14 protein-coding genes and 1 riboswitch are annotated in these 14,567 nt (G+C 44.3%); of the genes, 13 read left to right on the top strand and 1 reads right to left on the bottom strand.

Features of this window, described 5'->3' with window-relative positions:
* The first annotated feature begins 113 nt into the window (after positions 1-113).
* The 3 genes from uvrB (at position 114) to luxU (ending at position 4,205) form a co-directional block, all read left to right on the top strand.
* Positions 114-2,144, top strand: a complete 2,031-nt coding sequence (gene uvrB, locus OCV56_RS10825; protein ID WP_086712942.1) for an excinuclease ABC subunit UvrB — start codon at positions 114-116, stop codon at positions 2,142-2,144.
* Positions 2,145-2,447: 303 nt separating this feature from the next.
* On the top strand, positions 2,448-3,836 hold the full coding sequence (luxO, locus tag OCV56_RS10820; RefSeq protein ID WP_004734031.1) for a quorum-sensing sigma-54 dependent transcriptional regulator LuxO: 1,389 nt from the start codon (positions 2,448-2,450) through the stop codon (positions 3,834-3,836).
* A 24-nt stretch (positions 3,837-3,860) separates the two neighbouring features.
* Entirely contained in the window at positions 3,861-4,205 is a 345-nt protein-coding gene (gene luxU, locus OCV56_RS10815) for a quorum-sensing phosphorelay protein LuxU (RefSeq protein ID WP_048611583.1), read from the top strand.
* 84 nt (positions 4,206-4,289) lie between these two features.
* On the opposite strand, the gene OCV56_RS10810 is transcribed toward luxU, so the two are convergent.
* Positions 4,290-5,177 carry a YvcK family protein gene (locus OCV56_RS10810; RefSeq protein ID WP_086712941.1) on the bottom strand — a complete coding sequence of 296 codons (888 nt, stop codon included), beginning with the start codon at positions 5,175-5,177 and terminating at the stop codon, positions 4,290-4,292.
* 194 nt (positions 5,178-5,371) lie between these two features.
* A riboswitch (molybdenum cofactor riboswitch) is annotated at positions 5,372-5,524 on the top strand.
* Between OCV56_RS10810 and moaA the strand changes: the two genes are divergently transcribed.
* From moaA to oppF, 10 genes are all read left to right on the top strand, one after another.
* A complete protein-coding gene (gene moaA / locus OCV56_RS10805) occupies positions 5,513-6,502 on the top strand; it encodes a GTP 3',8-cyclase MoaA (protein ID WP_086712940.1) in 990 nt (329 codons plus the stop codon). (Overlaps the previous riboswitch by 12 nt.)
* A gap of 90 nt (positions 6,503-6,592) precedes the next feature.
* Complete coding sequence (moaB, locus tag OCV56_RS10800; RefSeq protein ID WP_004734027.1) at positions 6,593-7,105, top strand: molybdenum cofactor biosynthesis protein B; 513 nt, start codon at positions 6,593-6,595, stop codon at positions 7,103-7,105.
* Between the two features lie 12 nt (positions 7,106-7,117).
* Positions 7,118-7,597, top strand: coding sequence for a cyclic pyranopterin monophosphate synthase MoaC (gene moaC, locus OCV56_RS10795; protein ID WP_086712939.1), 480 nt, complete (start codon positions 7,118-7,120; stop codon positions 7,595-7,597).
* A complete protein-coding gene (moaD, locus tag OCV56_RS10790) occupies positions 7,594-7,839 on the top strand; it encodes a molybdopterin synthase sulfur carrier subunit (protein ID WP_055319720.1) in 246 nt (81 codons plus the stop codon). The genes moaC and moaD overlap by 4 nt, the downstream gene beginning before the upstream one ends.
* Positions 7,840-7,841: 2 nt before the next feature.
* A complete protein-coding gene (gene moaE, locus OCV56_RS10785) occupies positions 7,842-8,297 on the top strand; it encodes a molybdopterin synthase catalytic subunit MoaE (RefSeq protein ID WP_086712938.1) in 456 nt (151 codons plus the stop codon).
* Positions 8,298-8,950: 653 nt separating this feature from the next.
* Positions 8,951-10,582 carry an ABC transporter substrate-binding protein gene (locus OCV56_RS10780; RefSeq protein WP_086712937.1) on the top strand — a complete coding sequence of 544 codons (1,632 nt, stop codon included), beginning with the start codon at positions 8,951-8,953 and terminating at the stop codon, positions 10,580-10,582.
* A gap of 114 nt (positions 10,583-10,696) precedes the next feature.
* The gene (gene oppB / locus OCV56_RS10775; protein WP_017062174.1) at positions 10,697-11,617 is read left to right on the top strand and encodes an oligopeptide ABC transporter permease OppB; all 921 of its coding nucleotides are present in this window, start codon (positions 10,697-10,699) and stop codon (positions 11,615-11,617) included.
* A 15-nt stretch (positions 11,618-11,632) separates the two neighbouring features.
* On the top strand, positions 11,633-12,535 hold the full coding sequence (gene oppC, locus OCV56_RS10770) for an oligopeptide ABC transporter permease OppC (RefSeq protein WP_050647432.1): 903 nt from the start codon (positions 11,633-11,635) through the stop codon (positions 12,533-12,535).
* A 42-nt stretch (positions 12,536-12,577) separates the two neighbouring features.
* Positions 12,578-13,549 carry an ABC transporter ATP-binding protein gene (gene oppD, locus OCV56_RS10765; RefSeq protein ID WP_012603544.1) on the top strand — a complete coding sequence of 324 codons (972 nt, stop codon included), beginning with the start codon at positions 12,578-12,580 and terminating at the stop codon, positions 13,547-13,549.
* Positions 13,546-14,532, top strand: coding sequence for a murein tripeptide/oligopeptide ABC transporter ATP binding protein OppF (gene oppF, locus OCV56_RS10760; RefSeq protein ID WP_060982296.1), 987 nt, complete (start codon positions 13,546-13,548; stop codon positions 14,530-14,532). The genes oppD and oppF overlap by 4 nt, the downstream gene beginning before the upstream one ends.
* The last annotated feature ends 35 nt before the right edge of the window (positions 14,533-14,567 follow it).

Genomic DNA, 14,567 nt, shown 5'->3' with positions numbered 1-14,567 from the left:
AGCTATAACTGATCTCGAATCTTAAGAAGCATTTCTCTAGATAATAGTTGCAACGACACTCCTCCTAGAGTGACAATGACCTGATTAAAAAAACAGTATGGAAATGGCGACCTATGAGTAAACTCTTTGACTTGGTATCGGACTACAGCCCGTCCGGTGATCAGCCGACAGCGATAACCAAATTACTAGATGGATTGGATTCTGGTTTGGCACATCAAACTCTATTAGGGGTAACGGGCTCAGGTAAAACCTTTACGCTTGCCAACGTCATTTCTCAATCTCAAAGACCTGCGATCTTGTTAGCGCCCAATAAAACATTGGCCGCGCAATTATATGGAGAGATGAAATCCTTCTTTCCTAACAATGCCGTTGAGTATTTCGTTTCATACTACGATTACTACCAGCCAGAAGCTTACGTTCCGACAACAGACACATTCATCGAGAAAGATGCGTCTGTAAACGCTCATATTGAACAGATGAGGCTTTCGGCAACCAAAGCCTTACTAGAACGAAAAGACGCCATTATCGTTGCATCTGTTTCGGCTATTTATGGTCTTGGTGATCCTAAGTCTTACTTGAAGATGATGCTTCATTTGAGTCGTGGTGAAGTTATGGATCAGCGAGATATCTTACGTCGCTTGGCTGAACTGCAATATTCCAGAAACGATGTTGCGTTTGAGCGTGGTCAGTTCCGTGTTCGTGGTGAAGTAATTGATATCTTCCCGGCTGAATCTGACCAAGATGCAGTGAGAATCGAAATGTTCGATGACGAAGTGGATTGCATCAGTATCTTTGATCCTCTAACTGGTGCGGTTAAGCAAAGAGACTTACCGCGCTTTACCGTTTATCCGAAAACGCACTACGTAACGCCAAGGGAGAAAATTCTTGAGGCGATTGAGAACATTAAAGATGAACTTCGAGACCGAGCTCAATACTTAAAAGACAACAACAAGCTTTTGGAAGAGCAGCGTATTTCTCAGAGAACTCAATTTGATATTGAGATGATGACAGAGCTCGGCTTCTGTTCTGGTATCGAAAACTATTCACGATACTTGAGCGGCCGCGCGGAAGGGGAAGCACCTCCGACATTATTTGATTACTTACCTGATGATGGTCTGTTGATTATCGATGAGTCACACGTGACTGTGCCGCAAATAGGCGCTATGTATAAAGGTGACCGCTCTCGTAAAGAAACCTTGGTCGAGTTTGGCTTTAGATTGCCTTCAGCGTTAGATAACCGCCCAATGAAGTTTGAAGAGTTCGAGTCTATAGCTCCACAAACGATTTTTGTGTCGGCAACGCCGGGTAATTACGAGATTGAAAAATCAGATGGCGAGATTGCGGATCAAGTAGTGCGTCCTACTGGCCTGTTAGACCCAATTATTGAAGTAAGACCTGTCGCGACTCAAGTTGATGATCTGCTGTCTGAAATCAGAATCCGTTCAGCGAAAGAAGAGCGTGTTTTGGTGACTACGTTGACGAAGAGAATGGCGGAAGACTTAACCGAATACCTAAGCGAGCATGGTGTTAAAGTGCGTTATTTGCACTCGGATATTGATACCGTTGAGCGTGTAGAGATCATTCGAGATCTGCGTTTGGGTGAGTTCGACGTGTTAGTGGGCATTAACTTACTTCGTGAAGGTTTGGATATGCCTGAAGTTTCGCTGGTGGCGATTCTTGATGCAGACAAAGAGGGCTTCTTACGTTCTGAGCGCTCTCTGATCCAAACCATTGGTCGTGCTGCACGTAACCTTGAAGGTAAAGCGATCTTATACGGTGACTCGATTACTAAGTCGATGAGAAAAGCGATTGATGAAACCGATCGTCGCCGTGAGAAACAGCAGGCCTACAACAAAGAGCAAGGCATTACGCCGCAAGCGCTTAAGCGTAATATCAAAGACATTATGGAGCTGGGTGATATCACCAAGTCGAAACAGCAGCGTCAATCTAAGCAAGTTCCGCTGTCTAAGGTGGCGGAGCCTTCAGAAAGTTATGCCGTACTTACGCCGCAACAGCTTGATAAAGAGATCAGTAAGCTCGAAGCTGCGATGTATCAGCATGCTCAGAACTTGGAATTTGAATTGGCAGCACAGAAGCGTGATGAGATTGAGCAGCTGAGAAAGCAGTTTATTACCAATAGCTAATCTCAATTTCTTACTCAATAATTTCATACCCTTAAGACAAGAATTGAGTGTGTTTCAGACAAAAAAACAGCCAGTAGTAAATGTTCTACTGGCTTACGTTTGTGAACACACGGTCCACTAACAACGTCAGTTGGCTAGGTGACCCGAAGGTCATTTACACAGTTGCATCGTTCGTGCCAGATAGATAAAACATTGATTTTTTGAAGTAAGTAAAAAAACACACTACAAATATTGTGGCTAATTTGCATAATGCAAAGCGGAATGCGACTATAATAAGAAATGCAAATTATAAATGGCTAGGATATGCAATCAAAAACGCTAGATAACAAATCGAAGTATTTGTTGATGGTAGAGGATACGGCTTCGGTAGCAGCGTTATATCGCTCGTATCTTACACCGCTCGAAATTGATATCAACATAGTCGGCACTGGCCGCGATGCAATCGAGAGTTTGAATCATCGAATCCCAGACCTTATTTTATTAGATCTACGTTTGCCTGATATGACGGGTATGGACGTATTATTTGCTGTAAAACAAAAATACCCTGAAGTTCCTGTTATTTTCATGACGGCTCACGGCTCTATCGATACCGCCGTAGAAGCCATGCGTCATGGTTCTCAAGATTTCCTTATCAAGCCGTGTGAAGCTGACCGACTCCGTATTACGGTGAACAACGCGATCCGCAAAGCCACCAAGCTTAAAAACAGCTCTGAACATCCGGGAAATCAGAACTATCAAGGTTTCATTGGTAGCAGCCAAACCATGCAGCAGGTTTACCGAACTATCGATTCTGCTGCATCAAGTAAGGCGAGCATTTTCATTACTGGTGAAAGTGGTACGGGTAAAGAGGTATGTGCAGAAGCGATTCATGCGGCGAGCAAGCGTGGTGACAAGCCTTTCATTGCGATTAACTGTGCGGCGATTCCTAAAGATCTGATTGAAAGTGAGCTGTTTGGTCACGTTAAAGGCGCCTTTACTGGTGCGGCAACTGACCGCCAAGGGGCTGCTGAACTTGCTGATGGTGGGACACTGTTCCTCGATGAGTTGTGCGAAATGGATCTTGAGCTGCAAACTAAGCTTCTTCGTTTCATTCAAACCGGTACCTTCCAAAAAGTCGGCTCTTCAAAAATGAAGAGTGTTGATGTGCGCTTTGTTTGTGCAACCAACCGTGACCCTTGGAAAGAAGTACAAGAAGGTCGCTTTAGAGAAGATTTATACTATCGTTTATACGTGATTCCGCTGCACTTGCCGCCATTGCGCGAGCGCGGAGAAGATGTCATCGAGATTGCCTACTCGCTACTAGGTTATATGTCGGTCGAGGAAGGGAAGGCGTTTGTACGTTTTGCTCAAGAAGTGCTGGATCGTTTTAATCAATATGAGTGGCCGGGTAACGTTCGTCAGTTGCAAAACGTATTGCGAAACGTGGTGGTTTTGAATAATGGTAAAGAGATTACTCTTAACATGCTTCCCCCCCCCTTGAACCAACCGATTGAAAACAGTCTGCGATTGAAAGAGAAGCAGAATGAAGACATCACGGTAAAAGATATTTTCCCATTGTGGATCACTGAGAAAACGGCTATCGAACAGGCCATCAAAGCATGTGATGGTAACATCCCTCGTGCGGCAGGTTTTTTAGATGTCAGTCCGTCGACGATATACCGTAAGTTGCAAACGTGGAATGCGAAGCAGTAATCACCAAACAATAAGAAAATAATAATGACCAAAGTATTAAATCAGCAAAAAGTTGATGAGCTTGCCGGTGAAATAGGGCAAGAGAATGTCCCAGTTTTACTGGAAATCTTTTTAGGTGAATTGAAAGGTTACTACGAACACCTAGAGATAAATAAAGAGTCGGATACATCTAAGTACTTGGCCGATATCAGCCATGCACTTAAGAGCAGCGCAGCGAGCTTTGGTGCGGATTCTTTGTGTAGCTTTGCGATTAGCTTAGACGCAAAAGTGAAGCAAGCGCTGCCTGTCACTGAGGTTGATTTTCAAGATATGCAAGAACTGTTGTTATCGACGTACACTGAATATCAGCAGTTGATGACGGATCTCTAAAACGGCGAGTTATTACTGAGATTAAAAAAGGAGCGTGATGCTCCTTTTTTATTGGGATTTGGAAATCAGATTCAGTTAACTAAGTTAAGCCAACTGCTCCCTAATCGCTTGTTGGAGTTTTACGCGGTCGTGTCGCCAATCTCGGTTTGGAGAGGCAAGATCAGTGGTCACGCAATTCCATAGCCCTTCTAGTTCAGGGTGTGGTTCATTGCCCAACACAATGTCTATTTTTCTTGCCTTACAGGTACGTTCACACCACTCCAATTGCTCTTGAAGCGTCATTTTCCCTGCAGGACCGTGCTCCGGAGAAAGGTTTTCAACGAAGATAACTTTTGCCGTGGTGTTTTCTGCGATTGCTTTACCAATTTCTGGCAGTAGCAGTGGCGGCATAACACTGGTTAAAAAGCTTCCTGGGCCAAGGACAATACAGTCTGCTTGCTCAACGGCAGCAACAGCTTCTTTGGTTGCAGGCACTTCTGGAGACAAGTCCATCATGCGTAGCTTTTCTGTCATGTCATCAACGTTGGTTTCGCCAGTTACCCAACGGCCGTCCATTGATAGGGCTGTGAGATCCGAAGGATGCTCGGTCATCGGGACGATATTGACATCGACTTTGAGCATGTTACGAATTAGGTTAATCGCTTCCAATGGGCGAACGGAAAGATTGTCTAACGCCGTTAGCATTAGGTTACCTAAGTTGTGGCCGTCTAACTCACCTTGTCCGCGAAAGCGATACTCAAACATCATCGAACTGATCGACGGTTCAGTGATTAATTGGTTGATACAGTTGCGAGTATCTCCCCATGCGATGCCGCCCTGGCAATCTCGAATGCGTCCGGTGGAGCCACCGTTATCTGTCGTTGCAACAATGCCAGTTGCGTTGTTCCCAAAGTCTTTTAATGCAGCTAGCATGCGACCTAAGCCATGGCCACCGCCGATTGCTACGACTTTCTTTGAAGAGTAAATATTCATTTATTGTTCTTGTTAGGTTATTACCAACTATAATTTAGGTTAAATGCTTCTCGTCAGATACTCAACAAGAGTTATTTTGAGGGTTTGATACGTTTTTTTTGCCGATGTGACCCGTTTTTTGTCATCAAAGCTAGATTCACGTACAAATATTAAGTATTTTATTACTCAGCTACTGCGCGTGTGAATATAACGCCCAGTTGCCATAACTCCGAGCTCTCGCATGCTAAGTCGCACAGTGGTATTTGCTGTACCGATACGCATCAAGAGCCAGTGACATGTTGTCACAAGGGCTTAATTGGAAATGATTATGCCTCCCGTGTTTGGAAAGGTGTTCCGTGGCGCAACAATTCGAAGATAGATTCCATCGCAAGTTTTATTACTTGCGCTTGTCGGTTACAGACGTCTGTAACTTTAAATGTACTTACTGCTTACCAGATGGTTATAAACCGTCAGGGCAAAAAAACTCGTCTTTTTTAAGTGTTCCCGAGATCAAACGCGTTGTTAAAGCGTTTGCAGATTGTGGTACCTCAAAGATCCGCATTACAGGCGGAGAGCCGAGTCTGCGTAAAGACTTTCCTGAAATCATACATACCGTTGCTTCTACTCCAGGCATCGAAAAAGTAGCCACGACAACCAATGGCTACCGCATGGAGAAACAAGTAGGGCAATGGCGTGATGCTGGTTTAACCCATATAAACGTGAGCGTGGATAGCTTAGATTCACGCATGTTCCATCAGATCACTGGTGAGAATAAGTTTACTGAGGTTATGCGAGGCATTGATAAAGCGTTTGAGGTTGGCTTTGAACAAGTCAAAGTGAACGTCGTATTAATGAAAGACCTCAACAGTCAGGAATTACCAGCCTTCCTTAATTGGATCAAAGACAAACCTATTCAATTACGTTTTATCGAGCTGATGAAAACTGGCGAGATGGACGAATTGTTTGATAAACACCATTTGTCTGGCGTTGCGATTCGTAATCAGCTAATTGCTAATGGTTGGCTATTAAAAGTCAAAGCCGTTAATGATGGCCCAGCGCAAGTGTTTGTCCACCCAGACTATAAGGGTGAAATTGGTTTGATCATGCCTTACGAGAAAGACTTTTGTGAGAGTTGTAACCGCCTGCGCGTTTCTGCGACCGGTAAGCTTCACCTATGTCTGTTTGGCGACCACGGTGTTGAACTGAGAGATCTGATTCAAGAAGATCAACAAGAGCAAGCACTCATTGACCGAATTCAGGCTCAGCTTCAAACCAAGTCTGTTAGCCACTTCTTGCATGATGGCAACAGCGGAATGACTCCAAACTTGGCGTCAATCGGCGGCTAACCCGCTATATACTCTAAAGCATTTTATCGCTCTGCTTCTTTAGGCTGGGCGAATCAGTCTAATCATTGAAAAATTTATATAGGTGAACAAATGGGTCACGCAGAAAGCAAATTCCAAGCAGCAAACATCGCAGTACTAACGGTTTCAGATACGCGTACAGAAGAAAATGACACGTCAGGTGGTTACCTAGCTGAACATGCTAAAGAAGCGGGCCACAACGTTGTTGATAAACAAATCGTTATTGACGATATGTACAAGATCCGCGCGATCGTATCTAAGTGGATCGCTGATGAAAGCGTACAAGCAATCATGATCACAGGCGGTACGGGTTTCACTTCTCGTGACAGCACTCCTGAAGCGCTTAAGCCACTATTCGACAAAGAAGTAGAAGGCTTTGGTGAGCTATTCCGCCAAGTGTCTTACGAAGAGATCGGTACATCGACAATTCAATCTCGTGCGATTGCGGGCTTTGCTAACCACACAGTAATCTTTGCAATGCCAGGTTCTACAGGTGCTTGTCGCACAGGTTGGACTAAGATCATCAAGCAACAGATGGATGCTAGCCACCGCCCTTGTAACTTCATGCCACACCTTTCTGTATAAGGCGGTTTGAGTATGAGCCAATTTACACACATTAACGCGTCTGGCGAAGCAAACATGGTCGATGTATCGGCTAAAGCTGAGACAGTACGTGAAGCGAGAGCGGAAGCTTTCGTACACATGTCGGCTGAAACGCTAGAGCTGATTGTTTCTGGTAGCCACCATAAAGGTGATGTTTTCGCAACGGCACGTATCGCGGGTATTCAAGCGGCTAAGAAGACGTGGGATCTGATTCCACTGTGTCACCCTCTACTATTAACCAAAGTAGAAGTGCAGCTTGAAGCTATCGAGTCTGAAAACAAGGTTCGCATCGAATCTGTTTGTAAGCTTGCAGGTAAGACCGGCGTAGAAATGGAAGCGCTAACGGCTGCTTCTGTTGCTGCGTTAACGATTTACGATATGTGTAAAGCTGTTCAGAAAGACATTGTTATCGAGAATGTACGCTTGTTAGAGAAGACGGGTGGTAAATCTGGTCACTTTAAGGTGGAATCATGATTACAGTACTTTTCTTTGCTCAAACTCGTGAACTTGTTGGTGTGGACAGCGTTGAAGTTGATGCACAGTTCAAGACGATTGAAGCGATTCGCAGTCACCTTGTAGAACAAGAAGGCAAATGGGATATCGCTTTGGAAGAGGGTAAGCTTCTGGCTGCGCTTAACCAATCTATCGTGCCTTTGACGACTGAAGTGAAAGACGGTGACGAAGTGGCTTTCTTCCCACCTGTAACTGGAGGCTAGTCATGGATTCAAGAGTAGTAGTGACTACTGAAGACTTCTCTGTTGCTGATGAGTACGCATTTCTCTCTGAAGGCACCTCTGCAGGCGCTGTTGTGACCTTTGTTGGTAAAGTTCGCGACATGAACCTTGGCGACAATGTGATTGGTTTGTCTCTGGAGCACTATCCGGGGATGACAGAGAAGTCGCTGAGCGAGATTTGTGATCAAGCTGAAGCACGCTGGCCTATCCTGAAAATGCGAGTGATTCACCGCGTTGGTGACCTAGATATCGGTGACCAGATTGTTTACGTTGGTGTATCGAGTGCGCACCGAAGTGCTGCCTTTGAAGCTTGTGAGTTTGTTATGGACTTCCTGAAAACCAAAGCGCCGTTTTGGAAAAAAGAACGTACCACCGAGGCGACTCGTTGGGTAGATTCTCGTGATTCAGATGCAAAAGCAGCAGAGCGCTGGGAGAAGTAATTTCTCTTAAAGTGATGTTGCTTCAATATTTACTCATTTGTATATGAGACAGTCAAATGCCGACCATTTAGGTCGGTTTTTTTGTACCCATCATTAATTGATTTATAAACGACCAGTGCTTTAATAAATTGTTAATCACTGCTGTTGCATATAAATTCAACCATCAATTTTGTCTGAATTAGTGCATCGAATTTTCCGTTTTGGTGCAGTGCATTATGCTGTTTTGTATAAAGTGATAACCCTCACAAATAGTGGAGTCTATTTAGGGGATATGTGATGTGCAATTAGATTTCATGTGGCATTAATGTTAATTTGCTGGCGGTGTTCTAGCATAAGATGCTAAAAAAAAGTATCAATACAGATACATCAACACTAAAGGCTGTTTTTTAATTAATCCTTATGTGTAACTCACTATTCATTAGGTTTTTATTAGAGATTTACACTATTACATTAAGTAATTCGGAGAATTATCCGATTTTTTGCGACTTGTTTATGGCAAATTACTTCAATGGTTGATAGTGTGTGCCTCAATCTTTGTAAGGTTTTAGATTTTTATGCTTAAATTTTGAGCTAAATAAATCTAAATCACTGCCGTTCAGTGAACCTAGCAAAGAAGTCATGGATGCAATACGGAAAAACTTGGAGTTTATTAAATGTACAAGAATAAAATCACTCAGGCCCTTCTTCTAGGTGCTGGTTTGGCAGTGGCTGCCACGTCTACTCTTTCTATCGCTGCTGAAGTTCCAGCAGGTACAGAACTAGCAAAAGTTCAGGAACTTGTTCGCGGTAACGGTACTGAAGTTGCGACTATCGACCCACACAAATCTCAAGGTGTACCAGAATCTCACGTAATTCGTGATCTTCTAGAAGGTCTAGTGAACCAAGACGGCGACGGCAATACTATCCCTGGTGTTGCTGAAAGCTGGGAAACGACAGACAACAAAACATTCACTTTCCACCTACGTAAAGACGCAAAATGGTCTAACGGCGATCCTGTAACAGCTGAAGATTTCGTTTACAGCTGGCAACGTGCAGTGGATCCTGCAACGGCTTCTCCATACGCTTGGTACATGGAATATACCAAGATGGCGAATGCGAAGGACATCGTAGCGGGCAAGAAAGACAAGAGCGAGCTAGGCGTTAAAGCTGTAGATGCAAACACTCTTGTTGTTGAATTAGAAACAGCGGTACCATACTTCGTAATGATGATGGGCCACACAACAATGAAGCCAGTACACCAAGCGACTGTTGAAAAATACGGTGATCAGTGGACTAAGCCTGAAAACTTTGTTGGCAACGGAGCATTCTCTGTTGATAAATGGGTTGTTAACGAGCGTTTAGTTCTAAAACGTAACGACCAATACTGGAACAACGATAAGACGGTTCTAAATAAAGTAACCTTCTTGCCAATCGAAAACCAAGTAGCGGAAATGAACCGCTTCCTATCTGGTGAAATCGACTTCACAAACGAACTTCCAACTGAACACTTCAAGCGCCTTCAAAAAGAATACGCGGAAGATGTATCTGTAGCGGGTAACCTATGTACTTACTACTACATCTTCAACACGAAGAAAGCACCATTTGATGATGTTCGAGTTCGTCAAGCAATCTCTTACGCAATCGACCGTGATATCGTAACAGGTGCGATCCTAGCGCAAGGTCAAAAACCTGCGTACTTCCTAACGCCTGAAATCACAGCTGGCTTCGACCCTGAGCTACCTGCTTACGGTAAGATGTCTCAAAAAGAGCGTAACGCAGAAGCGGCACGTCTTCTTGAAGAAGCAGGTTACGGCAAAGATAACCCACTGAACTTCAACCTTCTTTACAACACTTCTGAGAACCACAAGAAGATTGCTGTAGCGCTAGGCTCTATGTGGAAGAAAACACTGGGTCTTTCTGTAACACTTGAGAACCAAGAGTGGAAAACGTACCTATCTTCTAAAGATTCTGGTGACTTCGAAGTAGCACGTGCTGGTTGGTGTGGTGACTACAACGAAGCGTCTTCGTTCTTAACGCTAATGAAGAGTAACAACACAACTGGTGGTGTTCACTACGACAGCGCGGCTTACGACAAAATCATCGATAAAGCACTTAACTCAACTTCAGAAGAAGAGCGTAAAGCACTTTACCTAGAAGCTGAGGCGCTAATGGCAAAGGATATGCCAATCGCTCCTATCTACCAATACGTGAAATCACGTCTACTTAACCCGCATGTTGGTGGTTTCCCAATCAACAACGCGGAAGACAAGATCTTCTCGAAAGACCTATACATCAAAGCTCAATAATAAGCTTCGATTCTAAAAAGTTAATATAACTATAACGATACAGACACTACATGCGCAGGGCGCGCATGTAGCGTCTTTCTAATTTTAATTGTCACAGACTGAAAGAGTGAGTTTATGCTTAAATTCATTATGAAAAGGATATTTGAAGCGATTCCAACCATGTTGGTGTTGATCACTATATCTTTCTTTCTCATGCGTTTCGCACCGGGTAACCCGTTTTCAAGCGAGCGTCCATTACCGCCAGAAGTTATGGCTAACATCGAAGCTAAATACGGCTTAGATAAACCAGTATTTGAACAATACACCACGTATTTGACAAATATCTTACAAGGTGACTTCGGTCCCTCTTTTAAATACCAAGATTACACAGTAAATGAGCTGATCGCGGTTGCACTTCCAGTATCTGCGAAGGTAGGTTTCGTTGCCTTTATCTTCACACTATTGATGGGGGTCACCGTCGGGACAATTGCCGCCTTGAAGCATAATACCTGGGTCGACTACACCATTATGTCGACCGCCATGCTGGGGGTGGTGATGCCATCCTTCGTGTTGGCACCGGCACTTATTTACCTTTTCTCCCTGCACTGGAACATATTCCCAGCAGGTGGCTGGCATGGCGGTACATTCATGTACATCGTGCTGCCTGTTATCGCGATGTCTCTTCTGTACGTAGCAACTTTCGCTCGTATTACTCGTGGTAGCATGATTGAAACGCTAAACAGTAACTTTATCCGAACTGCTCGTGCAAAAGGTTTAAGCTACCGTTATATCATTCTAAAACATGCACTTAAGCCAGCAATGCTGCCTGTTGTTTCTTACATGGGACCTGCGTTTGTGGGTATTATCACAGGTTCTGTTGTTGTTGAAACCATCTTCGGCCTACCAGGTATCGGTAAGCTGTTTGTTAACGCCGCGTTTAACCGTGACTACTCGCTAGTAATGGGTGTAACCATCTTGATTGGTTTCCTATTCATCTTGTTCAACGCAATCGTTGATATTTTGCTAGCGCTGATTGACCCGAAAATTCGCTACTAACAGGGACGCATGGTTATGTTGAAGAAAAAAGAAAATTTAGAAGCGATCGAAAAGTTCTCTGAGAGCTTAGAGATCGAAGGTCGTAGTTTGTGGCAGGATGCGCGCATTCGTTTCATGCGAAACAAAGCAGCAATGGTGAGTCTGTTCATTCTTACGCTTATGGTACTGGCAGTTATCTTCTTGCCGATGCTTGCTCAGTACACTTATGACGATACTGACTGGTACGCAATGCATGTTGGTCCAAATGCAGATCACTGGTTTGGTACTGATAGTTTAGGTCGTGACTTGTACGTTCGTACTCTTATCGGTGGCCGTATCTCATTGATGGTTGGTGTGATGGGGGCATTCGTAGCGGTACTGATTGGTACGCTTTACGGTGCAGCTTCAGGCTTCATTGGCGGTCGTACTGACCGAGTGATGATGCGTATCCTAGAGATCTTGTACGCAGTACCATTCATGTTCCTAGTAATCGTTCTAGTGACATTCTTTGGTCGTAACATCATCCTAATCTTCGTTGCTATTGGTGCGATTGCTTGGCTAGATATGGCGCGTATTGTACGTGGTCAAACGTTAAGCTTACGCAGTAAAGAGTTCATTGAAGCTGCACACGTATGTGGTGTAAGCAAATGGAAGATCATTACACGTCATATCGTTCCGAACGTACTGGGTATCGTAGCGGTTTACTCTACGCTGCTTATTCCAAGCATGATCCTTACAGAATCATTCTTATCTTTCCTTGGTCTTGGTGTTCAAGAGCCTATGACAAGCTGGGGCGCATTGCTTCAAGAAGGTTCGCAAACAATGGAAGTTGCAATTTGGCAACTAACATTCCCTGCGGCATTCATGGTAGTAACGCTGTTCTGCTTTAACTACGTAGGTGATGGTCTGCGCGACGCGCTTGATCCAAAAGACAGATAAAGAAATAGCAATTAAAAGCTATAAAAGATTAAGGAAGCAATAATGAGCTTATTAGATGTCAAAGATCTGCGCGTCGAATTTACCACGCAAGATGGTATCGTAACCGCAGTAAACGATCTGAACTTCTCACTCAACCAAGGCGAAACGCTGGGCATTGTTGGTGAGTCGGGTTCAGGTAAATCACAAACTGTATTTGCACTGATGGGGCTGCTGGCTAAGAATGGCATCATCTCAGGCAGTGCAAAGTTTGAAGGTAATGAAATCCTCAACCTGCCTGAAAAAGCGCTGAACAAGGTTCGTGCTGAACAGATCGCGATGATCTTCCAAGACCCAATGACCTCACTGAACCCTTATATGAAAGTAAGTGATCAGTTGATGGAAGTACTTATGCTGCATAAAGGCATGGGTAAAGCGGAAGCGTTTGAAGAATCAGTACGTATGCTTGAAGCGGTGAAAATCCCTGAAGCCCGTAAACGTATTACTATGTATCCACACGAATTTTCTGGCGGTATGCGTCAGCGTGTGATGATCGCAATGGCACTACTGTGTCGTCCTAAATTGCTTATCGCGGATGAACCAACAACGGCACTGGATGTAACCATTCAAGCGCAAATCATGGAATTGCTGAACGAACTTAAAGATGAGTTCAATACGGCAATCATCATGATCACCCATGACTTGGGTGTTGTTGCTGGCTCATGTGACAAAGTACTGGTGATGTACGCGGGCCGTACAATGGAGTACGGCACGGTTGATGAAATCTTCTACGAGCCAAGCCACCCATACGCAGAAGGTCTGCTTAAAGCGATTCCTCGTTTGGATACTGAAGGTGAAATTTTACCGACGATTCCAGGTAACCCACCTAACTTACTTCGCCTACCAACAGGTTGTCCTTACCAAGACCGTTGTCACCGTGTAATGGACCGTTGTAAGCAAGAAGCACCGATTTTGCAGCCATTTGCTAAAGACCGTCAGCGTGCTTGTTTTTCTGATTGGGAGACTTGGACAAAATGAGTAAAGAATTACTATTAGATATTAAAGACCTGAAAGTTCACTTTAGCATTGCGGCTAAGTCAGCTTGGCCTTGGGCGAAACCATCGAACCTTAAAGCGGTTGATGGTGTTGATGTTCATCTTTATGAAGGTGAAACATTAGGTGTAGTTGGTGAGTCTGGTTGCGGTAAGTCTACTTTTGCACGCGCGATTATCGGCTTGGTTGAAGCGACTGAAGGGCAAGTGATGTGGTTAGGTCAAGACCTAACTAAGATGCAGGAAGTGAAGCGCCGTGAAACTCGTAAAGAGATTCAGATGATCTTCCAAGACCCACTAGCATCGCTTAACCCGCGTATGTCTGTTGGTGATATCATTGCAGAGCCTCTAGAGACTTTTTATCCAGAGCTTTCTAAACAGGAAGTGAAGGACCGAGTTAAAGAGATGATGGCAAAGGTTGGTCTACTACCAAACGTAATCAACCGTTACCCGCATGAGTTCTCAGGTGGTCAGTGTCAGCGTATCGGCATTGCACGCGCTCTCATCTTGAAACCTAAGATGATCATCTGTGATGAACCTGTTTCGGCATTGGATGTATCTATCCAAGCTCAAGTAGTTAACCTTCTGAAGGAGCTACAAAAAGAACTAGGTTTGTCTTTGGTATTCATCGCGCACGATTTGTCGGTGGTTAAACACATCTCCGACCGTGTATTGGTGATGTACCTAGGTAATGCGGTAGAGCTTGGTGAATCAGATGCATTGTTCTCTGATCCTAAGCACCCGTACACCAAAGCCTTGATGTCTGCAGTTCCAATTCCAGACCCACGCTTAGAGCGCAGCAAAACCATTCAGATGTTGGAAGGTGATCTACCGTCACCAATCAACCCGCCATCTGGTTGTGTGTTCCGTACTCGTTGCCCACAAGCAACAGAGGCGTGTGCGCAAACTAAGCCAACGATTCAAGGCGATGACGTTCACGCAGTATCTTGCTTGCACGTACAAGTCTAGAGCCTATTTAAAACGGTTCAGCCTGTGACAGGCTT

It is taken from the genome of Vibrio gigantis (genome assembly GCF_024347515.1).
GTDB classification, from domain to species: Bacteria; Pseudomonadota; Gammaproteobacteria; order Enterobacterales; family Vibrionaceae; genus Vibrio; species Vibrio gigantis.
Note: the sequence above shows the minus strand (reverse complement) of the source record. Positions and strands in the feature narration are given on the sequence as shown.

Coding starts and splice junctions, on each gene's coding strand:
- oppC (WP_050647432.1), top strand. CDS start 11,633: ATGTTGAAGAAAAAAGAAAATTTAGAAGCGATCGAAAAGTTCTCTGAG.
- moaD (WP_055319720.1), top strand. CDS start 7,594: ATGATTACAGTACTTTTCTTTGCTCAAACTCGTGAACTTGTTGGTGTG.
- moaE (WP_086712938.1), top strand. CDS start 7,842: ATGGATTCAAGAGTAGTAGTGACTACTGAAGACTTCTCTGTTGCTGAT.
- OCV56_RS10780 (WP_086712937.1), top strand. CDS start 8,951: ATGTACAAGAATAAAATCACTCAGGCCCTTCTTCTAGGTGCTGGTTTG.
- OCV56_RS10810 (WP_086712941.1), bottom strand. CDS start 5,177: ATGAATATTTACTCTTCAAAGAAAGTCGTAGCAATCGGCGGTGGCCAT.
- oppF (WP_060982296.1), top strand. CDS start 13,546: ATGAGTAAAGAATTACTATTAGATATTAAAGACCTGAAAGTTCACTTT.
- luxO (WP_004734031.1), top strand. CDS start 2,448: ATGCAATCAAAAACGCTAGATAACAAATCGAAGTATTTGTTGATGGTA.
- oppB (WP_017062174.1), top strand. CDS start 10,697: ATGCTTAAATTCATTATGAAAAGGATATTTGAAGCGATTCCAACCATG.
- moaC (WP_086712939.1), top strand. CDS start 7,118: ATGAGCCAATTTACACACATTAACGCGTCTGGCGAAGCAAACATGGTC.
- oppD (WP_012603544.1), top strand. CDS start 12,578: ATGAGCTTATTAGATGTCAAAGATCTGCGCGTCGAATTTACCACGCAA.
- moaB (WP_004734027.1), top strand. CDS start 6,593: ATGGGTCACGCAGAAAGCAAATTCCAAGCAGCAAACATCGCAGTACTA.
- luxU (WP_048611583.1), top strand. CDS start 3,861: ATGACCAAAGTATTAAATCAGCAAAAAGTTGATGAGCTTGCCGGTGAA.
- uvrB (WP_086712942.1), top strand. CDS start 114: ATGAGTAAACTCTTTGACTTGGTATCGGACTACAGCCCGTCCGGTGAT.